Origin of the sequence: Sphingobacterium sp. NGMCC 1.201703 (genome assembly GCF_047784615.1) — a bacterium.
In the GTDB taxonomy this organism is placed as follows: domain Bacteria; phylum Bacteroidota; class Bacteroidia; order Sphingobacteriales; family Sphingobacteriaceae; genus Sphingobacterium.
The window spans coordinates 230,987-254,946 of record NZ_JBLOHD010000005.1 but is presented as its reverse complement, the minus strand read 5'-3'; the positions used below and the strand labels follow the sequence as shown (position 1 = coordinate 254,946).

The window sequence follows — 23,960 nt, the reverse complement described above, 5'->3', positions numbered from 1 at the left end:
ACGCGTGCTATTAATAAATTCCCTTTCTAATCCGCCAAAGTTTGAGCAGCAAATAGCCAAACAGTGCACCACCAACGTGTGCGAGATGGGCTACCGAATCACCCGGTCTGGATAAGCTCATATAGATCTCGATCAAAATATATCCTCCGATCATATATTTTGCTTTGATTGGTACAGGAATAAACAAAAATTGAAGCGGTATGTTTGGGAAAAGGTAAGCAAAAGCGAGTAATACACCATATATGGCACCAGAGGCACCCAGCATACGAGAAGTATAGACCTCTTGCACTAAGCCTGGATTAGTTGTGTTTAGCGTAGACAAATCCAAACTATGGTGCAATGGGAAAAAGCTTCCTGTTGCATTAAATATTTCAATGCCCTGAACACCCATTTGCAATAGCCATGCGCCAATACCCGAAATCAGATAGAAATTCAAAAAACGTTTTGCACCGAGCACTTGCTCGATCATTGGGCCAAAGATGACCAAAGAAAACATGTTGAAGAAGATATGGCCCAGATCAGCATGCATAAACATATGTGTAATAACCTGCCAAATTTTAAAATAAGGCGAATCTGGGTAGAAAACCGGAAGATAATTATACGCAATGGGCACAAATTGCGATCCTAAAAAGAATACAATATTTACGATCAGTAAATTCTTGATAACGGGTGTCAATTGTTGAAACATATAGTTCTATCTTCTAGTTTTTGCCAAATTTTTCTGCTAATTCCTGCAGGGTAAATGTTACGATAACCGGATTGCCATAGATGGAGATATTCGGTGATTGACAGGCAAAGAGCTTGTCGACCAATTCTGCCATAGCCGTATTGTCAAGCTGTGTGCCTGGTTTGATCGCAGCATTACGGGCAAGGCTTTTCGCCAGGTTCTCGCGTTTAGCTAATTTGTATTCGGATTGATTATTTTTATAATCTTCCAATATTTTTTCAATCATTTTGATCTCATCAAAACCGGTTCCCAAATCAGCTGGAATTCCGTCAATAATATAGGAATTTTTTCCAAATTCACGAATCTGAAAACCCAATCCGTTGATGTCGTCCAATAAGTCCTTCATGAGTTCATTATCCGCAGGGTTGAGATCGATGGTCTGTGGGAATAAACTCTGTTGGCTTAAACCTTTATGTTGATCAAGTTGTGTCAGAAACTGTTCAAACAATATACGTTCGTGGGCAGCTTGTTGGTCAATAAGAATGAAACCAGAGTGAATCTGCGAAACGATATACTTGTTGTGTAGCTGAAAAAATAATTTAGCGGAAGTTTTATCTTCTACTTGCATAGCTTGGGGCCGATCCGTTTCCAATTCGGAATCCCTATGCAAAGGCAGCTGTACAGACTCCTCCTTTTCGACGATTTCGTACAATGAATCCCAGTTGCTTGGTATTCCCCCCGTTTTTTTCGCCAAGCCCTCGGCATAATTATCCGATCTGGAATAGGATGATTTGGACTTGTCTGTGTCAAAAGGGTTGAAATCAGGATTAAAGGTCACCGTCGGCGCTATAATTTCATCCAATGATTTCTTTGTAATCAGGTTGGAAAAACTTGTTTCCTGTTCGAAATCCAAAGAAGGCATGATATTATAGCGTCCCAACGACCTTTTCACTGCCGAGCGGATGATCGCATAAATTGCTTTGTCATCCTCATATTTGATTTCAGTCTTGGTGGGGTGTACGTTAATATCGATGCGGGCTGGATCGATATCAATAAAGAGGACATAAAATGGAAACGTTTCCGCTTGCATAATATCCTCGTACGCATTCATAACCGCATGGTGTAGATAAGGATCACGTACAAATCGTTTATTGACAAAGAAAAACTGCTCGCCACGCGTTTTCTTTGCAAACTCAGGTTTACCGACAAATCCATCCACTTTAATAATGGACGTATCCTCCTCTACAGGAACCAACCGTTGATTATAGTTGTTCCCGAAAATATGGACAATTCGTTGTTTCAACGTCTCAGCAGGGAGATGATAAATTTCATTCCCATCACTATGTAAGGAGAGAAAAATCTGAGGATTGGATAAGGCAATACGTTGAAATTCGTCAATGATATGACGCATTTCAACAGAATTACTTTTTAAAAAGTTCCTGCGGGCAGGAATATTGTAAAAAAGATTTTTGACTAAAATATTGGTTCCAGCAGCAACAGCTTCTGGATATTGGTTGACAACTTTTGATCCTTCTATTTCGACGACGGTGCCAAGTTCATCTTCGACACGACGTGTTTTAAGTTCGACTTGCGCTATCGCAGCAATAGAGGCCATTGCTTCCCCACGAAAACCCATCGTGCGGATCTCAAATAAATCCTCCGCTTTGCGGATTTTTGAAGTCGCATGACGTTCAAAGCAAAGACGGGCATCCGTTACACTCATGCCACAGCCATTGTCAATGACCTGGATCAACGATTTACCTGCATCCTTAACAATAAGTTTGATTTTGTCAGCTCCAGCATCAATGGCATTCTCAATCAATTCTTTAATGGCAGACGCTGGCCGCTGCACCACTTCTCCCGCCGCAATCTGATTAGCAACATTATCTGGAAGTAATTGAATAATATCCGACATATAATACAAAGTTACGAAATATCCATATTTAGAAAGCACAAACCCAAATGAAAATCAACGGGATGTTCCATATCGGTGCTAAAACCGTCTATGGCGGGATATGTGCTTTTAAAACATAGCGTGATGAACAAACGAAAATCCCTACGAGCCGATGCTCTCAACCGGAACCGGTCAAAAGTCAGGCATTCCCCACAGTAATCTGTCGGGTTACATCTCCAATTTTAGGAATCGTGCGGTTTCGCTTTTCTTGTTTTTAATTAAATTTTCTGGGGTGCCTTCAAATAATACCTGACCACCCTCTTTCCCTCCTTCAGGACCGATATCAACCACCCAATCTGCGGATTTGACAACATCCAGGTTATGCTCGATAATTAATACCGTATTACCACGGTCTACCAGTCGGTTGATCACACCCATGAGCACATTGACGTCTTCAAAATGAAGGCCTGTTGTCGGTTCGTCGAGAATGTAAAATGTGTTTCCGGTATCTTTCTTGGAAAGTTCTGTGGCAAGTTTCACCCGCTGAGCTTCACCTCCCGACAAGGTTGTCGAAGATTGCCCCAAGGTAATATAGCCTAAACCTACATCCTGTAAGGTTTTGATTTTTCTATAAATACTTGGTACATTTTCAAAGAAATCGACAGCATCGTTGATACTCATGTCGAGTACATCCGAGATAGATTTACCCTTGTAGCGTACTTCCAAAGTTTCTCGGTTATAACGTTTTCCATGGCATGTTTCACAGGGAACCTGCACATCAGGTAGGAAGTTCATTTCAATCACCTTCAAGCCCGCACCCTGACAGGTCTCACAACGGCCACCTTTGACATTGAAAGAAAAACGACCAGGTTTATAGCCTCTGATTTTCGCTTCGGGAAGCTGCACAAAAAGTGTACGTATATCGGAGAATACACCAGTATACGTAGAAGGGTTGGAGCGTGGTGTACGGCCAATAGGACTTTGATCGATTTCAATGACTTTATCGATATGTTCCAGACCTTCGATCTTTTTGAATGGAAGCGGAGTCGCTTTTGCCCGGAAGAAATGTTTATTTAAGATCGGGTACAATGTGCCGGTAATCAAACTCGATTTACCGGATCCCGAAACACCTGATACAACAATCAGTTTACCTAATGGAAAGCTTACTGTCAGGTTTTTCAGATTATGGCCTGTAGCACCATGAATGGTCAGCGTTTTGCCATTGCCTTCACGCCGTTTCTCGGGGATCTTAACCTCTTTTTTCCCGTTAAGATACGCTGCGGTCAATGAATCCGATTTTAAGATTTCATTAGGTTGTCCTTCCGCAACGACTGTCCCCCCATGAACGCCCGCCGCTGGCCCCATATCAATCACATAATCCGCATGTAGGATCATGTCCTTATCATGTTCAACAACCAACACCGAATTGCCGATATCACGTAAGTTTTTAAGTGCATTGATGAGGCGCTCATTGTCGCGCTGATGTAATCCGATGCTTGGTTCATCCAGAATATAAAGGACGTTGACCAACTGCGAACCGATCTGGGTTGCCAAACGGATGCGTTGCGCTTCCCCACCGGATAACGTCTTGGCTGTACGATCCAGTGTCAGATAATTCAGACCCACATCCAACAGGAAGCCCAGACGGGCCCTTATTTCTTTGAGTATTTCCGTAGCAATGACCAATTGGCGTTCATCCAGTTTGCTTTCCACTTGATCGAACCATTCTTTTAACGCCGAAATATCTAATGTCGATAGCTCGTGTATATTCTTGTCTGCAATCTTAAAGTGAAGCGATTCTTTCTTCAATCGGGCTCCTTCGCAGGTAGGACAGGTCACTTTGGTTCTGAAATCATCCAATGAGGGCGCGTCGTCCGAAGATTTTCCGGAGAATTCCTCAAGCATTTTAAAGATACCTTCAAATTCCACACGGTATTCACGGGCACCATAGCTTCCGTACGATACAGTGACAACGATAGGTTCTTCTTTATTACCAAACAAAAGTTGGTCGATCTGCTCGTCATTTAGTTTCTCCAGCGGCGTTGTTACCGCAAAATCCAATTTTTTGGCTACGGCTTTAAGTACCTCAAAAGTCCAGTTTTCCCGTGTTGGACCCAAGGGAGCCAGGCCACCTTTTTGAATACTGAGTTTTTTGTCAGGAATGACAGCATTTTTATCAATTTCAAAGATATAACCTAAACCATCACATGTCGGACAGGCACCATATGGTGAATTGAACGAGAAGGTGTTCGGTTGCGGTTCATCATACGATATTCCTGATTCCGCATCCATTAGGTAACGGCTGTAAAATTGTTCCTGATTATCTTTGGTAGACACTTTGATAATGCCTTTTGCTGTCTTCATGGCTTGCATCACCGAAGTCTGCAGTCGCTTTTTATCTTCACGTTCTATTTTCAGACGGTCCACGACAATCTCGATATCGTGAATCTTATAGCGGTCAACTTGCATTTTGGGGACAAGGTCTAGTATTTCACCATCCACACGCACTTTGACATAACCCTGTTTACGAATTTGTTCGAATAGCTCCCGATAATGTCCTTTTCGTCCTTTTACAACAGGAGCGAGGATATTTAAGGCTTGCCCTTCAAACTCATCCAAGATACGGTCGATCACCTGATCGTCAGACATGCGTTCCATTTTTTTGCCAGTGACATAGGAGAACGCTTCTCCAGCACGGGCAAACAAAAGGCGCATAAAATCATAGACTTCGGTGATGGTTCCTACGGTTGATCTTGGGTTTTTGCTCGTTGTTTTCTGCTCAATGGAAATTACAGGACTCAGACCCGATATCTTATCCACATCCGGACGCTCCATACCACCCAAAAACTGACGGCTATAAGCGCTAAAAGTCTCCATATACCGGCGTTGTCCCTCCGCATAAATGGTGTCAAAAGCCAAAGAAGACTTTCCACTGCCACTTAACCCAGTGATAACGACCAATTCATTTCTTGGAAATGAAACATCAATATTTTTAAGATTGTGCGCGCGTGCGCCAAATACCTGAACTTCACTCTGTTCGCCCAAATCTGGGCTTCTTTTTACTGCCATGAAAACTCCTTAAAACCCTGTAAAGGGATAAAATGCAAAACATGCAAAATTACAGATTTTAAAGGAATTATGCGAGCTTATCTAACTTTTGGAACAAAATGTGAGATACAGGTGATGAGGAACTCTTGTGATGCTGCAATGAGATAGGAAAGTTACGAAGCTTATTGTTATCTTGTAGTCGGCTAAGGTGATTAGGGCAACCTTGTAAGCTGTAAGTTTATACAAGAAGAGCCTCGAAAATTAAACGTTAATTTTAAAAAATAAATGAATTTGTAAATCAGCGCTATGTTTCACTAAGGTCCCAATACTCAATACCCAATACTCAATACAATAATAATGCGAAAATACGACGTCAGCAAACAGGAAAAACAGTCCATTGAAGATATTGTCCAATTTTGGAAAAAGGAGAATCTATTGGACGAACAGAAAGCCACTGAGCTGATGGATAGTCTCGACGTGAAGAGTTTTGACTGGGGCCAACTGGCTCGTTATGCTTTTTGGATCGCCCTGGCCTCACTGGTATTTGCTGTTTTTTCGCTATTTACAGATGCCTCTTTTTTGGCCTTTGTCGATACGCTTTATGAAGCGCCCAATATTTTATTCTGTTTCTTTTTTGCTGCTGTCGCCGTATTATTCTATACACTGGGTTTTCGCTACAAAAAACGCTATCCCTATAAAAATCTTTCCACCGAGACCATGATGTTGATCGGTGTGTTTGGAACAGCAGCCTGTATCGGTTTTATGGGCAAGGTTTTGGATAAAGATACCATGCATTATTCCCTCTTATTTTTACTCTCCGTTGCGATATACGGTATTCTTGCAGTAAAGCTCGATAGTAAACTGATCTGGACCTTTATGTTACTGGCACTGGGCGTCTGGTTCGCGACCGAGACAGCCTACCATAGCAATTGGGGATTTAAATTCTGGGGTATGAACTACCCTTTGCGCTTTACTATTTTTGGCGCAATGATCACAGCGGCAGCTGTTTGGCTGCAGCCACGTTTCCAGCGCCTGCAGAGCTTTCAGCCGGTCAGTTATATCATCGGATTGATTTACCTCATGGTCTCTTTATGGACACTGTCCATTTTTGGCAACTATTCGGATTTTTATGAATGGACCACGGTACGTCAATACCATATGTTTTATTGGGGTATTTTATCCACGGCAGTGTCCGCTTTTCTTGTTATTTATGGATTAAAGGCAAAAGATAATGTCACCCGCGAAGTGGGCTTCGTTTTTTTGGTGCTGAATATCTATACGCGTTATGTGGAGTATCTCTGGGATAATATCAATAGAGCTGTATTTTTCTTGATCCTAGCAGTTTCCTTTTGGTTTGTTGGGCGCTGGGCAGAAAAACTGTGGAACAGACGAAAAGAGGAGCTTGAAAGGTAATAATAAGTTTCAGAAATAAACCGTAAATCCAACACCGCGATTCGAACTGATACGGAGGGCAGGATCATGGCTTAGGTATTTGCGTATACGTGTGATAAACACATCCATGCTTCTGCCGGTAAAAAAATCGGCATTTCCCCAGACCTTTTCAAGAATATCTTCCCGGGTCACGAGCTGACCATTGTGCTGGCATAAGAACAGGAGCAAGTGTGCTTCGCGCTCTGTAAGTTTATATTTTTCCTGGGCATGGCTTAACAGCAGTTGGTCGGGGAAAAACAGATAAGAGCCAATTGAAATCGAACTTGACAGCATATGTTTTTGATGACGTTTTAAGATATTCTGTATGCGAAGCAACAATTCTTCTGGGTCACAGGGTTTGGTGATGTAATCATCAGCACCGATTTTCAGGCCGGTTAGTTTATCGATCTTCTGCTCTTTGGCCGTCAAAAAGATAAAAGGAAGGAAAGGAAAAAGCCTATTGATCTCCTTTGCCAGGGTAAAACCGCTTACCTGTGGAAGCATCACATCCAAAATAATTAAATCATACCCTGAAAGCCTCTGAAAGTCGGTAGTAAGGTCATTCGGTTGCATAATCCAATCCACATTAAAGTCTGAAAGCTCGAGGTATTGCTTCAACATAAATCCAAAATCTGGATCATCTTCTACAAGTAATAGTTTATTCTTCATTTTAATTTTGTCTAACTGGTATTTGGCTTTTGTTCTAGATCTTCATAAAGCTTGCTCTTTTCTAGATCCTGTTCAAATTTAATGGTGGAGCACTTACTTTCCTTTCACAAATGTTCGCTTTTGACATAACCCTTATTCCTCAAGGTGGGGATTTTATCACGAAGTAAATTAACGGGGCAGCAGGATGATAAAAGTTGTCCCTTGCTGCAATTTACTGATCACCTTGATCTCCCCACCGTATTTCCTGATGATATTCTTAACAAGGAACAGACCAAGCCCCAATCCTTTTGTGTCATGGATATTGTCTTTTTGGATACGGTAAAATTTTTCAAAGATATAGGGTAACTCGCTCTCTGCTATGCCTTGACCATTGTCTTTAACTTGAATGGATAAATAGTTTTTCTGTGCTTCAAAACGAAGCCCCAACGCTTTGGCGCCGTATTTAACTGCATTATTCATCAAGTTGTAAAATAACGTCGTCGCATCAGTGAGGTTAAGACAGATTTGCGTGTTGAAGCTTGGCTCCACAGTAAGTTTGACCGTTGGATTGCATAGCTGAAAATCGCTAAAAATGGTCTGTAGTTCATCCACTGTTATGGGGGATAAGTTTATTGCGCTTTGATTCTCGTTTAGTGGATCTAGTGTTTGCTCCAGACGGCTTACCTGACGTTCGATAACCGCGATGATCTTGTCATCGGCAGACTTGCGGAGTGTTTTAGCGGCAATTTTTAAGGTCGCAACAGGCGTTTTTAGCTCATGCGAAATATTGTCTACGACATCATGTAATACTGCGATCTGTTTGTCCTGCCTTCGGAGATTCTTGATGGTTCGGTAAAACAGCCATATAAATGCTGTCAGAATCAATATGGTGCTCATAAATAAAGAGGTAAGCTCCTTGAATAAAATCCAGTTAAGATTGACTACTTCATAGGAAGTTTTTCGTGGAACGGAAAATACATATAATATTTCTTTGCTCTCAATACGACCTTCGATCTTATTTGTTTCAGTTTTTTCGGTGACCCATTTACTTGTGGATAATTCCATGGGATGGTTGAAGGCTCCTTGTGTGGTATAAACGGTGATCGGTCCCCTGACCAATGGTTTTACAGCATCTTTATAATAAATGCCCAATATTTCCTGTTTAAGGATGACATGCATACCGAGAGGTTTGAATACACTATCGACATATTTAGTGAGCTCGTTGGAAGTTTTCTGTGCATGTATCTGATACAGGTGTTTTAGACCATCTTCGGTGATCTCTTTCTTGACCAGTTTGATGTAATAATCTCTGGCGATATCCTTACTTAATAGGTTGTGGTCAAAAATAAGATTTGAGTCATCTATGTTGTCTAGCTTTTTTTTGACCAGGGCAAGGACCTCGCGTTGTTTGAGTTGGTAAGTGTTGTACAATTGATAACCTTGTATGCCAATAAGGACAGCAAAAAATACGATGAAAAGGGTAATATAATTTTTAGGTTTCAATTCCATATACAAATATAATGGCTTGCAAGAAAGATCATACACCTTAACATAGCATTAACTCTTCATTAACCATGCTTGGCGGCGGTAATGGGCAATTTTGGAACATGAAATACCGAAATATGAAAGGATTATTATTTTTGCTCTTAGCGCCTTTGCTTTCTACAGCACAGGTCAAACAGGTCGGAGGACATATTCAAAATGGAAATAACGAGCGACTGGCTGATGCATCTATTGTGTTATTGGATAGTACCTATCAACAGATTCGCGAAATGAAGACGGATCATTCCGGAAAGTTTGCATTAGCATTAACAGAGCATACGAAATACTACCTTAAAGCATCACATTTGAATTTTGGTACCAAGGAATTATTTTTTTATTGCGATACCATACATAGCCCACTGGTCCTGACACTGCTGCCTAAGGTAAAACAACTTGAAGAAGTGAATGTTGTAGGCCGACAACCCCGATTGATTCGCAAGTTGGATCGTCTTGAATTTAATGTGCAGCAGAGTAATCTTTCAGCACTGAATACCTGGGATATCCTTAAACGCACACCTCTGGTGATGGCAAGCGGCTCAGACTTAATGGTCAGAGGAAGCAAAAAGATTATGGTGCTGATCAATGACCGCAAGATTCTGCTCAGCGGTGAAGAGCTGAAAACCTATCTGGAGAACAGCGCTGGCAACGATGTGCAGTCCATCGAGGTAATTACCAATCCCCCTGCAAAATATGAAGCCGAAGGTAGTACGGTTATTAATATCAAGCTTACCAAATCTACCTTGTACGGGTATAGGGGTTCAGCAGTAGCTTTGGCGGAAAAAAGCACGACCTGGAAACAGATGTTCGGATTGACGCAGTATTATAAAAACGAAAAATTCAATCTACGCGCAGCATACAATTTTGGGCGCGGCACCTATGCCCGGTATGAAACAAATTATGTCTATTATCCAAAGGAACAGAATTCATGGGAAGGTACAATGGACCGTTTCGATACCAATAATAGCCAAAATAGCTATGTCCTTTCGATGGAATATACTCCGGACACCACATGGTTGATTAATATGGGCTTAACCGGTTATTATGGGCCGAGGTCCTACGGCGTCTATGAGGTACCTACAGCCATCTATAACAAAGACCGTGTGCAGGAATCCAGCTATTTTACAACAAATGATCACGAGCGGTCCAATAAAAACAATAATCTTTATCTCCAGGTGACGAAGAAACTCAGTCCCCAATGGAGTATTAATTGGGCTTCTTATTTCACGTCCAGCCAGGCGACCAACGATCAAGATGTTTTGACGGCACTGAATTTTAAAGGAGAAAGGCCATCGAATACGCGTTTTATCAGTAATAACACGAGTGAAAACCGACTTTTTTCCACACAGATAGACATGACGGGAAAGTTAAAAGGGCTAGAGTTCGAGTTTGGGGGCAAGTTTAGTACTGTAAAAACAACAAGTGACCTGATATTTTCGGACGATGAATCAGGTGCCCTTCAATACCGGCCCGACAAGAGCAGCCTATTCGATTACAAAGAGCGTAATGCCGCCTTATATACATCGTTTAACTATAGCTGGAAAAAATGGAGCTGGAAAGCGGGCTTAAGAGGGGAGTATACCGACTTAGAAGGGAGGGTTTCCGAACCGGAGGATATGAATAAAATGGATTATTTTGTATTATTTCCCACTTTCTATATACAATATGCGCTCTCGGATCAGCAGCAGTTCGGGCTTTCCTATGGCAAACGCATCAGCCGCCCCGCTTATTCATGGCTTAATCCGGCGAAATCCTATTATAATCTGTTTTCATATTTCCAGGGAGATCCCCGCTTGAGGGCTACAATTGTGCATAACCTCAACCTGACCTGGACAAAGGATAATTGGAATGTGGATTTATTTTATCGTTTTGAAAAATGGCCTAATATGGAAATTGCTTTGCAGGATAACGTCAACCACCAGTTGATCTTTCAATATACCAATATTCGGAAAGGACAAGGGGCAGGGATAGACCTTGGGAAAAACTTTCAATTGACCGCCCTTTGGGGATTAAATCTGCAGTTGGAAGGGATGTATAATGAGAATTATTTTATGGGCGCGGATGCGGTGCTACATAAGAACGATGTTTTTATCGGTAATGGAAATATAAGCTCAAACTATGTCCTGGACAAAAACGCCGGCTGGAATCTGGAACTCGGCAATACGTTTACTTCACCGACTATTCAGGGACCATTCCGAATTACAGGCTATTCCAGCACCTATGTGATGAGCAATCGAAAGTTTTTTAATAAACGGCTGGAAGTCAACCTGGCATTTATGGATATTTTCAGGACAGAAAAAATGAGAATCTCGTCAAAATATGCCGATCAAAACAATTATTTTGACGATTATCGGGATACAAGAAAGGTAACTGTAACGTTGCGGTATCATTTTGGCAACCAGAAGGTTAAGAGCAACAATCAACCGACTAAAACCGAAGAGCAAAAAAGACTTTAGCCCCACATTATTTATATAGCCTTCTATCGTTCATATTTCAAACAAATCTGAACGATAGAAAGCTTAAAATCTTAGTTTATTTTTAGCGAATAAGTGATGTTGATGCCACCTGCTGCAAGCATGTCATGTACTGAACAATATTTTTTCACAGCAAGCTCCGCCGCTTTTGCCGCCTTTACTTCATCAATTTCCCCTTTGAGAAAAAAGTTGATATGAATATCCGTAAACACTTGGGGCACTTCTTCACGGCGCTTTCCTTCTACTTCCACCTGAACATCATCAATTTGCTGACGTTGTTTTACCAAGATGCTATGCAGGTCAAAAACGCTGCAAGAACCCAATGCCATCAATACCAATTCCATGGGGCGAACACCTTTTCCTTCACCACCGATTGCTTCAGAACCATCGATATTCACTTTGACGGAAGATAATTCGCTGCTGGCTTCGAAATGCACAGCCTGGTTGACACGGTTTAATTTGACTTTCATAATACTTTTTGTATTTATTTAAACATTGGCGCTATTCCGGTAGCCAACGTAGTACAAATATACGAAAAAGGCAGACGTATATTCGTCTGCCTTTTGTCAGTATGTTGATGCTGGTTTATTTTGTTGCAGGAGCAGTATCCGGCATTTTTACACCACGATATTTGGCCACATCTACCTGTGGAATCTTCGAACCATATTTTGAATTAATGGCGCTGATGAAAATATTAGCCATTAAAGCATTTCCTATCGGCGTGAGGTGAATCCCGTCCAATGAAAATGCATTTCCTGTGATATATTTAGCGCTGACCGCCAAACCATTGATACGGACACCGTCTTTGACATTATTTAAGAATGCATGCACATCCGCTAATGCCAGGTTTTTTGATGCCGCTGCTGCCTTAATCGCTTCGTTATACTCATTGATCCGTTGAACCACTGTTTCCGTTTCACTGACATCCAGTACATATTTGTCCTCCACAGGATTCAAAGGGTGTAGACCATAAGGAATTTGGGCTGCATTTGGCTTGCCTAATAATCCTGTTGAAGAAAATGGAAGCACAAAATAATCTTTATCGGTTGCCGCCCGAGGGCCTGATTTTGTAGCAATATAGATATTGGTTACTGGAGTTGGTGGTTTTGTCGCATTGACTGCCGCCAGTAGAGCCGTACGGGTTACCGTTGTAAAATATGGAGTTGCTGTTACGTCCGGAATAGTCGCAAGAACACCTTTTCTGTCACCCGTCGTTAATGCGGTTACGTAGTTGCCTAACAAAGTTTTGAAGAGAGCCGTTTCGGTGAGCTTAGATGTTGGTCCGTCTTCCACTCCACCATTTGTGGCCCAACCAAGTGCATCGTTATTTCCAAGCGCAAAGCTAAAGAAAGTATGGCTCTGTGCCGTCGAATAAGCAAAATAGGTCTTCATGGCGTCTGCATCGGGTAATAAACGCTCAAAATACATATTTCCTGCCTGAGAGCCCACGCCAGCTGCAAAAGCCATATCCATCCGCATTCCAGGTACACCTAGATTATTGATCGGATCGGTATATTTTGTCAATAGTTTTGGCGAGGCCGAACGATAGGCTAATTTGTCCGTTACCTGTGCAGTTACGGGTTGCCCATTGACTAATCCTGTCAGTGTAATATAGCCCGACCCATTGGCTTGCGCATCACTAAAGAATGGTGATTTAAATTCGCCGCCACCTACTTGTTTCAATTGCTCTGCAATTAGGTTGGGGTAGGCTACTTTTTGTCCTTCCAGGTAAAGACCGCCATCGGCATAACCAGCGGCCAGGGAATTACCGATAGCAACATATTTTGAGAAATTGACCGAGCCTGCCGAAGCCTGATACTCGTCTAAAGTTGGTTTACAGGAAGCGATAGATAGAAGTACTAACGCCGCACCTATATAAAATTTATTTGTTTTCATCTTAATCAAATTTGGCTGTTAATAATTACCATTTATAGCTTACGCCAATACCGGGTGCAAAAATATTTGTTGAATAGGTACCTGAAAGGTGGCTATCAATGTTGGTAGACTTGCGCGGCAAGATACGTTGATAAGCAAACGAACCGGTGATGTCAAATTTGGGCGAAGGTTTTATCGTAAGACCCCCGGAGACAAGATATCTGGTATTATCAGGAGTTTCGGGATAGACATAGGCACTCTGTTGTACCGGAGTTGCGATATATCCACCACCTACACGTAATTGTAATTTTTCAGAAGCGATGTATTCCAGACCGGCTTTGATGGAGCCTGCTTTGTCATAATTTTTAGGTGAATGTGTATCTTTTAGTACCGGAGTATTTTCTTTATAATCGAAATCCAGTGCCTTATAGATGTCATAGTTAATCATGGTTGCATCGATCGCCATTTTAAATTTCTCGGAGAGTGGGAAAGCCATGCCGACTGCGAATGTAGATGGCAATGGTAGCTCCGCACTGAATGTATTACCGGCAGGGAAATTACTGGCCACAGCTGCTGGAACTTCAAATATAGCATCACCATCTTTAAGTTTTGTGACTACTTTCGAACGATAGCTTACGGATATCGCAAATTCGTCTTCCAGGTGGTAGTGGATACCCACGTTATACCCTGTACCTGTACCTGTACCTTTTAAGGTTGCTAGACCGGCGCGGCCATCTGGATAGAAGACTGGAATGGAATTTTCCAGATCTACTGTACCTATATTATAAACAAAACCACCCCCGACACTAAAGTTTTCGGTAAGTTTGAAACTGACAGTAGGCTGAATATAGATTGCACGTAGTGCTAAACTCACCAAACTAAACTTGCCGACCCATTCTTTACCCCAGTCGACAGCTCCACCATAGGGTGTATAAACCCCGATACCAGCTTTCCACCAAGAATTTTTAGGCCCAATTGCCGCAAATAACGAAAAAGGTGTGGAAATCTGATTTCTGGTATGGTAAACAACCGTACTTCCAGTCTCCTGAAATGCAGATTTGTACATCACAGCATTTCCAGCAACCGAAATCGCATTATGATCCATCTTTGCTAAAGCACCCGGACTGTAGAAAATGGAAGATTCATCTATAAAGTAAGCAGATCCTGCTCCCCCCATTCCGACAGCTTTGGGGCTTTGTAGATTCACCTGTGATCCTTGTGCAAACAGGAGTGATGGACTTGCACAAAGTATTGAGAATAATAATTTCTTCATACTAGTGTTTATTGTTGGTTAACGTTCCTCTTTAATTTAAAATACAATGCTAACATAATAAATGTTTGGCTAATATTAATAAATGTTGTGTAATATTTTTTTTGCTCGTACCTTTAAAAGCAAAGAAACTAAAAATTAAACAATTATATATTATGGCTACAATCACTTTTAAGGGCAATCCAGTGAATACAAAAGGCAGTTTACCACAAGTTGGTGCACAAGCGCCTGATTTTAAATTGACTGCAGGAGATCTTTCGGATAAGTCACTTGCGGATTTTAAAGGGAAAAAAATTGTGTTAAATATTTTTCCTAGTGTGGACACCGGAACCTGTGCCGCATCGGTACGTGCATTTAACAAAGAAGCGTCCCAGTTGGACAATACAGTTGTATTATGTATATCGAAAGATTTGCCGTTTGCACAGGGTCGTTTTTGCGCAGCCGAAGGTTTGAGCAATGTGGTGACCTTATCAGAATATAAAGATTCGAATTTCTCTGATGCTTATCAATTGGCAATTGCTGATGGACCATTAGCAGGACTATTGAGCCGTGTTGTGATCACCTTGGACGAGAATGGTAAAGTTTTGTACGAAGAGCAAGTTGCCGAGATTGCCGATGAGCCGAACTATGCTGCAGCTATTGCTTCATTGAACTAAATAGGGGATAACCAAAATCTCATATCTATATATTCAATACGCTAAAGACCAAAAACTAAAAAAGCGTGCTTAGCACGCTTTTTTAGTTTTTGGTCTTTTCTAAAGCCTGTAAGATATCGTTGATAATATCTTCCTGGTCCTCTAAGCCAACCGACAATCGGATACTGCCCGGTTGTATACCTAAGTTCAGACGCTCATCTTCGGACAACTTGGAGTGCGTCGTGGACGCTGGATGGGTCGCAATAGATCTGGAGTCACCTAAGTTGGAAGTATATAAAATCATCTCCAAGTGGTCAACAAAAGCTTTTGCCCGTTCAAATCCACCCTTGACAACCAATGTAACAATACCACCACCTGCTTTCATCTGTTTCTTAGCCAGCTCATATTGTGGATGGCTCGGTAGAAAAGGGTATTTTACATCTTCAATCTCCGGATGATTTTCCAATGCCTGCGCCAATGCCAATGCGTTGGAACAATGACGATCCATACGGATACCCAAGGTATCCAGACTTTTGGAAATAATCCAGGCATTAAATGGTGACAATGCCGGGCCTGTATGACGGATAAAGAACATCAACTTTTCAATCAGTTCCTGTTTTCCAACCACAATACCCCCCAAAACACGTCCCTGTCCATCCATATATTTGGTCGCCGAATGGATGACTAGGTCAAATCCATACTGAATCGGTTTCTGAAGATATGGTGTTGCAAAACAGTTGTCGATCGAAAGAATAATATTCGGATATTTTTCCTTGAATTTGCCCAACCATTCTAAATCAACCAATTCCAATCCGGGATTGGACGGGGATTCCAAAAATATAATTTTCGTATTGGGTTGTATGGCCTTTTCCCACTCCTCAGGATTAGCTGCATCCACATAGGTTGTGGTAACGCCCCAACGCGGAAAAAGTTCCGTAAATAACTGATGGGTAGAGCCAAATATCGCACGTGAAGAAACAATATGGTCTCCACTTTCGATAATTGCGGCAAAGGATGCGAATACTGCAGCCATACCCGATGCGAAAGATAAGCCGGCTTCAGCACCCTCCATAATACAGACCTTGTTGATGAACTCCGACGTATTCGGATTGGCATAGCGGGAATAAATCATTGCATCTTCTTCGCCGGCAAAGACCGCCCGACCCTGTTCAGCGCTGTCGAAGATAAAACTTGATGTGAGGTATAAAGGAGTCGAATGTTCGCGAAGTGCTGAACGATCGACCTGTTCACGTATGATTTTAGATTGATCTTTTTTCATGATGTGTAAAGTTACGAGATGAAATTTTTAAATTCGTATAATTACCGATGAAATGACCCATTTTATGAAAAAAATCTGGCTATTTTTTTTCTCAGGAATTTTATTCCTTTCTTTTTCCTGTTCGAAAGATGAAAAATTACTCTCCGATCAGGGACTCAAAGAAATACCAGTGTTTTTGTTGAGCCCCGATTTTCTATCTAACTATAATTTTTATCCGCTTGATCATACGCTAAAACTGGCGTACAAAGACCACCAGCTTTCTCGAATTACCGGTGGCTTTTTGCCTATTCCCGGAGCAAATGGGACGCGTAACGATTTTACAGATATTATCTATTGGATTATTAGTATTTCTGGGGATCGGGTTAAATTGGAAAAAAAGAGCTCCGATAAGGGAGTTTCATTTGATGAAAGACATGAGTTACGCTATCAAAATAAGTTGATCACTGAAAGAAGAATCATCCGGGGAGATCAACCAATTAGCATATATAAATATGAATATGAGAATAACCTCTTGAAAAAAGAATATTACTATTTAGGGGATCAATTGCCACTTGAGAAAACGTTCTATTTTAATGCGAGCAAAAATTTAGATAGCATTGTGTATAAATACCCCTATAGTGCTTCTAAAATAATTGACATATTTACTAATTATGATCGGAAACCAAATAAATTAATGGGCCTTTTGGTGTTAGAAGAATTTTTGCCAAGAGCGCTCTCGGTAAACAATTATTTGGAAATGAATAGAGTATATGTTGATGAGGAAGGGGTTCGAAGCCCTTCTGGGGACAGAAGATGGGATGCTAAGCTTTTCAATTAATGGCGAACCTAAATAAAATAGGCCGATAAATAGATCGGCCTATTCATTTAATTGGGTGTTTCCTTATTTTTTTACGAACTGCATCACGACGATATCGCCAGAAATAAATGTTAACTCATTATCTCTAACATCGAAGTTTGTTGTAGATTTTAAGCCATTCATAAATTCATTGTAAGCTGCGTTTTCACAGTGCATCATCGTAGAGACCAATTTATCACCGATTTTAATGGAATTGCCTTTTTCACTTTCGTACGTACCACCGATACCGTTACAGCCGTTGTTACCTTCTACTTTATGATCTTTGCTTGTGAAAGTCAATGTTGGGATTTTGTCTTTATACAATTCTTTAAGGGCTTTTCCTGCGGTCTCAGGTGTGGTAATGGATTTAAGTTCCCAAGTTCCTTCCAGAGAAGCGTTATCCACTACGCTTGGCTTTTGAACCGTAGTTGCGGTATCACCAGCGGCGGTTGCCTCAGATTTTTTTCCTGTTGTGTTACATGCAACAGTTGAAAATGCCATTGCAACTGCTAAAATCATTAAATTTACTTTCATAATCATTTCTAATAATATATAAACATTCCTTTTTTCTGCACTACAACTTATAATTATCATGCCAATCTTGTCCTAAGAGCATAACATCACCTGCTATAGCGCAGCTAACTTCTTTATCCTCTATTAATAACAGATCTGTGTTTTTTGTTTGTACTTCAACAAATAAATAAGTTCCTTTTGGCCGGATTATACTAAAAAATGCACAGGCATAATACCACAGAAGACCATTTGCTGTTCTAAGCAAATGTTTTAAATCAATCGATTGATATGGCTTAATAAGGCCAATTTCCGCTTTTAAAATATTTTTGGCGTTTTTCGATCATGCTTCTGTACGCAAATGTTACATAGATAAATTTATAAAACTTCTTATATTAGGGCTTTACAACCTAATTTTCTAGTACTTATTAATAAAGAATATGTTCACAATCTTGTTATCTTCCATCTTACTTTCCAGCGGTACGGTAGCCAAACCGGATACGTTAAAACCCTATGGAGCTTTGCCTACCGAACGCCAATTAAAATGGCAGGAGATGGAAACCTACTGCTTGATCCATTATACACCAACGACTTTTCAAAATAAAGAATGGGGTTATGGTGATGCGCAGCCTGCTTTGTTTAATCCCTCGGCATTTAATGCAAATCAGATTGCCAAAGCAGCGGCGGATGGAGGTTTCAGAGGTCTGATCAGTGTCGCCAAACATCATGATGGATTTTGTTTATGGCCAACCAAAACAACCTCCTATAGCATTGCTTCCTCTCCCTGGAAGAATGGCAAAGGGGATATGGTGAAGGAATTTATGGAAGCGACACATCGCAATGGAATGAAGTTTGGAGTATACCTGTCCGCTTGGGACCGTCATGATGAACATTATGGTACACCTGCTTATGCTAATGCTTATAGAGAACAGTTGACCGAATTGATGAGCAATTATGGTCCTTTGTTCACTTCCTGGCATGATGGTGCCAATGGCGGCGATGGCTACTACGGCGGGCATGAAGGGAAACGGATCATTGACCGGACCACCTATTATGAGTGGCATGAGAAAACTTGGCCAATCGTGCGTAAGCTTCAACCTAACGCGGTTATATTCTCCGATATTGGTCCTGATATGCGCTGGGTAGGTAATGAACATGGTTTTGCTGCTGAAACCTCATGGGCGACATTTACACCCATAGGACTCAATGGTAAAGTAGCGGTCCCCGGAGCGACCGAATCGCATAATGCCGAATCGGGTGACCGGAATGGGAAATATTGGATTCCCGCAGAATGTGATGTGCCTCAACGTCCGGGATGGTTCTATCACGAGGAGCAGAATAGCCGTGTAAAAACACCCAACCAATTATTCGAAATTTATCTTAAGTCTGTGGGACGTGGGGCCTGTATGAATCTTGGTCTAGCACCGATGCCTTCCGGTACGCTACATGATAATGATGTGAAATCTTTACAAGCTTTTGGTAAAAAGGTCAAGGAAACTTTCCGTACCAATCTGGCAAAAGGTGCACGCATTACTGCTTCAAATACGCGTAACAATGATTCGAAAACATATGCAACCGCACTGATTACCGATAACGACCGCTACAGTTACTGGGCTACCGATGATACAAAAACTTCGGCTACACTCGAAATTAAACTCAAGTCGACAGCAACATTCGATCTTATCCAATTGCGTGAAAATATTAAACTTGGACAACGAATTGACAGCGTTGTCGTGGAACAATGGAGCGACAATACCTGGAAACCATTGGCCAAAGCGACCAGTATCGGCGCCAATCGCTTGATCAAGCTAGAACAGCCAGTGACAACGTCGGGCTTACGCCTACATATTTATGCTCCTGTAGCAATTACGTTGAGTGACTTTGGGTTATTCAAAGAATTTGATGAATCCTTTGCCTTCGATACAAAAGAACTTAAAAAGCAAACTGGCTTTAAATTAAAAACGGGAGCATCAAATAATACAGCACATATGACTGATGGCAACCCAAATACCTTTGCAACGGTAGGTGATCAAGGCGTTTTGGTCATTGAAACAAATGGGACAGTCTCCGGTATTGGTTTTCTTCCGCGCCAAGATAAAAAGACAGACGGTATTCCGACGAAATACAAGATCTCTACCAGTGTAGATGGTAAAAAATGGACAAGCGCAAAAGAAGGCGAGTTCTCCAATATCAAAGCAAACCCAATTTTACAACAGGTATTTTTTGAAACGAATAAGAATGCCAAGTTTATCAAATTTGAACCAAAGCAATTTATTGAAGGGAATGAGCTGACAATTGCCGAGCTTGAACTTTATGAGAAATAAAATTTTAATCCTTTTCGTGGTCTGCATCTGTCAGACCACGCTTTTGTGTGCACAACAAAAACCGCTCAGTCTTTGGTATAATAAACCTGCCCAAATCTGGGAAGAAACCCTGCCGCTAGGCAATGGACTAATTGGTATGATGCCTGATGGCAATCCAACACGGGAAAAAATTGTACTGAATGAGATCAGTATGTGGTCTGGAAGTCCGGAAGATCCCAATAATTATGAGGCGCATAAAAATGTTGATGCCATACAGGCTTTATTGAAGGCAGGGAAAAATGACGAAGCCGAAAAATTGGTCAATGAAACATTTGTTACCAAAGGCAAAGGTTCTGGCTTTGGAAATGGCGCAAATGTTCCTTTTGGCTGTTATCAGGTACTGGGAGATCTGCTCTTGCAATATCAATTACCGTCTTCTTCCATTAAGGACTATACCAGGTCATTGGATTTGACTACGGCGACTGCTCAGACTTCTTTTCGTGCCGGAACCACAAAAATTCAGCGTAACTACTATACCTCCTTTGACAAAAATGTCGGGGTTATTCAATTAAATCAAAACGGAAATGCCAGGCAGACGGTCGGTATTTCTTTCGAACGGAAGGAAAATATAGACCGTTACACCCTGCTGGATGATGGTATTTCGGTTGAGGGGTCTTTACCGGACGGAAAAGGAGGCAAGAATCTAAGATTTGTCGCCTTGTTAAAAGTACAGGGCAAAAATCTCCGCGTGGACAACAAAGATCAGGTGCTGGAAGTTTCGGCCACAGGAAATCTGTCGATTTATCTGACAGCCACTACATCCTATTATGGCCCCGATCCGCTGACAACGGCCAAAGCGGCTATTGCTGGCATACAAGGCTCCAGTTTGGCTCAAATGTTCCGTAACCATGTGAGAGCTTATCAAAATATTTTTAATCGGGTTGAGCTTAATCTTTTCGGCAACCCTGCAAATACTGATATTCCGACAAACGAAAGGATAGCTAATTTTTATAAAAACCCAACACAGGATCCAGATTTAGCAACTCTCTATTATCAGTACGGCCGTTATTTGAATATTTCAAGTTCGGCGCCGAAAAATGCAAATGCGCTTCCGCCAAACTTACAGGGATTATGGGCCAATCAGATCCAGACTCCTTGGAATGGGGACTATCATCTAAATATCAATGCGCAGATGAATCACTGGGGGGTTGAGGTAAACAACCTAAGTGAGTATCATCGACCTTTTATTGAGCTGATAAAGCGGGTCGCAAAAACAGGAGAGCAAACCGCAAAAGCGTATTACAACGCGCCGGGATGGGTTGTTTATATGATGACTAATATCTGGGGCTATTCAGCACCGGGTGAACAGGCTTCCTGGGGATCCAGTACCGCCTCGGGTTGGTTATGCAACCATCTTTGGGAGCATTATCTTTTTACTGCTGACCGGGGATATCTGAAAGAAATCTACCCGATACTTAAAGGTGCTGCAGAATTTTATGACCATACCTTGGTGCAAGATCCAAAAACGGGCTGGTGGGTAACTTCCCCCTCTGTTTCACCAGAAAATTCGTTTCGGATGTCCAATGGAAAGGTAGCATCGGTGGTAATGGGCCCTACGATTGACAATCAGATTGTACGTGAATTATATCAGGCCCTGATTCAGGCAGATTCTATTTTGGCTATCAAAGATAGTTTTGTGGCTAGCTTGAAAGAAAAATTAAAGGAGATTCCACCAGCGGTGGTGATCAGTAAATCCGGACGTGTAATGGAATGGCTTGAAGATTATCAAGAGACTGATCCTAAACATCGTCATGTATCCCATTTATATGGTCTATATCCTGCGGCATTTATCTCTCCACAGACTACGCCGGACTGGGCCGACGCTGCCCGAAAGACATTGGCTGTAAGAGGAGATGAAGGGACAGGATGGTCGAGAGGCTGGAAAATATTGTTCTGGGCAAGGTTACAGGATGGTGATCATGCGCTGGAAATCCTTCGTCAATTGCTCAAACCAGCCTTTACCAGTGAAACAACCTATCAGGGCGTAGGCGCTGGTACCTATCCCAACTTATTCTGTGCCCATCCACCATTTCAGATCGATGGCAACTTTGGCGGTGCTGCTGGCATTGCGGAGATGTTGATCCAAAGTCACAATGGCTATATTCACCTACTGCCAGCTTTGCCCAAAGCTTGGTCTAAAGGGCAGGTCAAAGGCTTGAAGGCCAGAGGAAATTATACGGTTGATATGAGCTGGGAGAATGGGAAAATTGTCAGACTTAAAATAAAAGGAGAAAAAGGGAATGTTCGCATATTTGAAAATGGAGCTTATAAGGACTATCAGGTCCGTTAGTTATTTTTGTTTGTTGTTTATTCTTTTGGGAGCAACTGCTTGCTCCCAGAAGACAGACAAAGCGAAAAAAGAGGCGCTGTTGAAAACCTTCGCTTATAAAATAACCGGACAGACAAGTGCCGCTGACGGAAGTGTGGTGACACTGCTCGATCCAGAGAACAAAATGCAGCAGTTTACGAAAGCAAGCGTCACCAATGGTCAGTTTACCCTGGAAGGTGAGTTGGCAATGACCGGCTTTTATGGGGTTCAGATCAACCGCGGAGAACCTTATAACTTGTTTTTGGAAGGCGGAAGTGACTATGCACTAAAAGAAAATAAAGGACTTTTTACTTTGACAACAAGTTCCGCAAATGCGAGGGATTTTGTCCAATTTACGGAACGGTATCATCAGCGCGAAAAAGAAGAAAAATCGAAGGCGGAAAAGAGATTGGGAAAAATTGCGGCATTAAACGGTCAGCTTTCAGCGATGGCTTTACGTAACGATGGGTCTTATGAGAAATCTGTTGACGAGCTACAGCGTTTGTCGGCCATTAAACCGTATAACCTCCGAAATTTATATACTGATTTTATTCTGGACAGTACGCATCAGTCCTCTTTGGTGCTTCCTTATTTTTTTAAGTATGTTACCGTTGATCAGGACAATTTTAAAAAATTTGACATAGCCCTGCAACGTTTCGATGCGACCCTGCAAAAACATCCCTATTATAAATTTGCGCGTGATAAAGTAGACCGGGTGAAAGATTTTTATGAAAACATGCCGGTGTTTCCTGCCATTACACCAATGAATATCCAGCGGGATTCCCTAAAACTCAGTGAATTTTCAGATGCTAAGATGTTGATCCTTGCATTTTGGAAATCAACAAGTGCCTACAGTGTATCTGATGTGACTGAATTGCACAAAAAAGAGGCACAGTTAAAAGCAATGGGAATTCGCGTGATTTACTTTTCTCTGGACAGTGATCAGGATGCCTGGATCAAAACCAGTAAGGCGCTGAGCCTTGGACCGTATAACTATTATTTGAATACAAACGATCGGGCGACATTGGAAAATGACTTTGGTATAGACCGTTCGCCGAGTTATTTATGGGTCAATCCGAAGAACTTCAAAATCTTGTCGCTCACAGGTGAGGATCCTACTTTACCCCAGTTTATTGGCAAAGTCAAGGCGTTTTTGGTGAAAAATTAACGATTATTGTCTTAAA

General features: G+C 41.7%; 17 protein-coding genes. 7 read left to right on the top strand and 10 right to left on the bottom strand.

Features of this window, described 5'->3' with window-relative positions; translation table 11 throughout:
- Window positions 1–10: 10 nt before the first annotated feature.
- The 3 genes from ACK8HY_RS12050 to uvrA all read right to left on the bottom strand — a co-directional run bounded on the left by ACK8HY_RS12050 (window position 11) and on the right by uvrA (window position 5,630).
- Entirely contained in the window at window positions 11–688 is a 678-nt protein-coding gene (locus ACK8HY_RS12050) for a rhomboid family intramembrane serine protease (protein WP_416133765.1), read from the bottom strand.
- Between the two features lie 13 nt (window positions 689–701).
- Window positions 702–2,582: a DNA mismatch repair endonuclease MutL gene (mutL, locus tag ACK8HY_RS12045; RefSeq protein WP_416133764.1), complete on the bottom strand. Its 1,881-nt coding sequence runs from the start codon at window positions 2,580–2,582 to the stop codon at window positions 702–704.
- Between the two features lie 207 nt (window positions 2,583–2,789).
- Window positions 2,790–5,630 carry an excinuclease ABC subunit UvrA gene (gene uvrA, locus ACK8HY_RS12040; RefSeq protein ID WP_077437091.1) on the bottom strand — a complete coding sequence of 947 codons (2,841 nt, stop codon included), beginning with the start codon at window positions 5,628–5,630 and terminating at the stop codon, window positions 2,790–2,792.
- Between the two features lie 336 nt (window positions 5,631–5,966).
- On the opposite strand from uvrA, the gene ACK8HY_RS12035 reads away from it, so the two are divergent.
- Window positions 5,967–7,022 (top strand): DUF2157 domain-containing protein, encoded by a 1,056-nt coding sequence (locus tag ACK8HY_RS12035; protein ID WP_077437090.1) that lies wholly within the window; start codon window positions 5,967–5,969, stop codon window positions 7,020–7,022.
- Between the two features lie 9 nt (window positions 7,023–7,031).
- Here the strand turns inward: ACK8HY_RS12035 and ACK8HY_RS12030 are convergent, their stop codons facing one another.
- Both ACK8HY_RS12030 and ACK8HY_RS12025 read right to left on the bottom strand, forming a co-directional pair.
- Window positions 7,032–7,709 (bottom strand): response regulator transcription factor, encoded by a 678-nt coding sequence (locus tag ACK8HY_RS12030; RefSeq protein ID WP_077437089.1) that lies wholly within the window; start codon window positions 7,707–7,709, stop codon window positions 7,032–7,034.
- A 168-nt stretch (window positions 7,710–7,877) separates the two neighbouring features.
- Window positions 7,878–9,197 (bottom strand): sensor histidine kinase, encoded by a 1,320-nt coding sequence (locus ACK8HY_RS12025; protein ID WP_416133763.1) that lies wholly within the window; start codon window positions 9,195–9,197, stop codon window positions 7,878–7,880.
- A 113-nt stretch (window positions 9,198–9,310) separates the two neighbouring features.
- Between ACK8HY_RS12025 and ACK8HY_RS12020 the strand changes: the two genes are divergently transcribed.
- Window positions 9,311–11,683, top strand: a complete 2,373-nt coding sequence (locus tag ACK8HY_RS12020; RefSeq protein WP_416133762.1) for an outer membrane beta-barrel family protein — start codon at window positions 9,311–9,313, stop codon at window positions 11,681–11,683.
- A gap of 71 nt (window positions 11,684–11,754) precedes the next feature.
- Here the strand turns inward: ACK8HY_RS12020 and ACK8HY_RS12015 are convergent, their stop codons facing one another.
- From ACK8HY_RS12015 to ACK8HY_RS12005, 3 genes are all read right to left on the bottom strand, one after another.
- A complete protein-coding gene (locus ACK8HY_RS12015; RefSeq protein WP_077437087.1) occupies window positions 11,755–12,171 on the bottom strand; it encodes an OsmC family protein in 417 nt (138 codons plus the stop codon).
- A 115-nt stretch (window positions 12,172–12,286) separates the two neighbouring features.
- The gene (locus tag ACK8HY_RS12010) at window positions 12,287–13,597 is read right to left on the bottom strand and encodes an SGNH/GDSL hydrolase family protein (RefSeq protein ID WP_077437086.1); all 1,311 of its coding nucleotides are present in this window, start codon (window positions 13,595–13,597) and stop codon (window positions 12,287–12,289) included.
- Between the two features lie 25 nt (window positions 13,598–13,622).
- Entirely contained in the window at window positions 13,623–14,849 is a 1,227-nt protein-coding gene (locus ACK8HY_RS12005) for an OmpP1/FadL family transporter (protein WP_077437085.1), read from the bottom strand.
- A 152-nt stretch (window positions 14,850–15,001) separates the two neighbouring features.
- Between ACK8HY_RS12005 and tpx the strand changes: the two genes are divergently transcribed.
- On the top strand, window positions 15,002–15,502 hold the full coding sequence (gene tpx / locus ACK8HY_RS12000) for a thiol peroxidase (protein WP_077437084.1): 501 nt from the start codon (window positions 15,002–15,004) through the stop codon (window positions 15,500–15,502).
- Window positions 15,503–15,584: 82 nt separating this feature from the next.
- Here tpx and ACK8HY_RS11995 read toward each other — a convergent pair whose 3' ends face one another.
- A complete protein-coding gene (locus tag ACK8HY_RS11995) occupies window positions 15,585–16,760 on the bottom strand; it encodes a trans-sulfuration enzyme family protein (protein WP_077437083.1) in 1,176 nt (391 codons plus the stop codon).
- A 64-nt stretch (window positions 16,761–16,824) separates the two neighbouring features.
- Between ACK8HY_RS11995 and ACK8HY_RS11990 the strand changes: the two genes are divergently transcribed.
- On the top strand, window positions 16,825–17,577 hold the full coding sequence (locus tag ACK8HY_RS11990; protein WP_416133761.1) for a hypothetical protein: 753 nt from the start codon (window positions 16,825–16,827) through the stop codon (window positions 17,575–17,577).
- A 63-nt stretch (window positions 17,578–17,640) separates the two neighbouring features.
- Here ACK8HY_RS11990 and ACK8HY_RS11985 read toward each other — a convergent pair whose 3' ends face one another.
- Complete coding sequence (locus ACK8HY_RS11985) at window positions 17,641–18,114, bottom strand: META domain-containing protein (RefSeq protein WP_416133760.1); 474 nt, start codon at window positions 18,112–18,114, stop codon at window positions 17,641–17,643.
- A 431-nt stretch (window positions 18,115–18,545) separates the two neighbouring features.
- Between ACK8HY_RS11985 and ACK8HY_RS11980 the strand changes: the two genes are divergently transcribed.
- The 3 genes from ACK8HY_RS11980 to ACK8HY_RS11970 all read left to right on the top strand — a co-directional run bounded on the left by ACK8HY_RS11980 (window position 18,546) and on the right by ACK8HY_RS11970 (window position 23,944).
- The gene (locus tag ACK8HY_RS11980; protein ID WP_077437079.1) at window positions 18,546–20,429 is read left to right on the top strand and encodes an alpha-L-fucosidase; all 1,884 of its coding nucleotides are present in this window, start codon (window positions 18,546–18,548) and stop codon (window positions 20,427–20,429) included.
- A complete protein-coding gene (locus ACK8HY_RS11975; protein ID WP_077437078.1) occupies window positions 20,419–22,758 on the top strand; it encodes a glycosyl hydrolase family 95 catalytic domain-containing protein in 2,340 nt (779 codons plus the stop codon). The genes ACK8HY_RS11980 and ACK8HY_RS11975 overlap by 11 nt, the downstream gene beginning before the upstream one ends.
- A 79-nt stretch (window positions 22,759–22,837) precedes the next feature.
- Window positions 22,838–23,944 carry a thioredoxin-like domain-containing protein gene (locus ACK8HY_RS11970; protein ID WP_416133759.1) on the top strand — a complete coding sequence of 369 codons (1,107 nt, stop codon included), beginning with the start codon at window positions 22,838–22,840 and terminating at the stop codon, window positions 23,942–23,944.
- Window positions 23,945–23,960 lie beyond the last annotated feature (16 nt).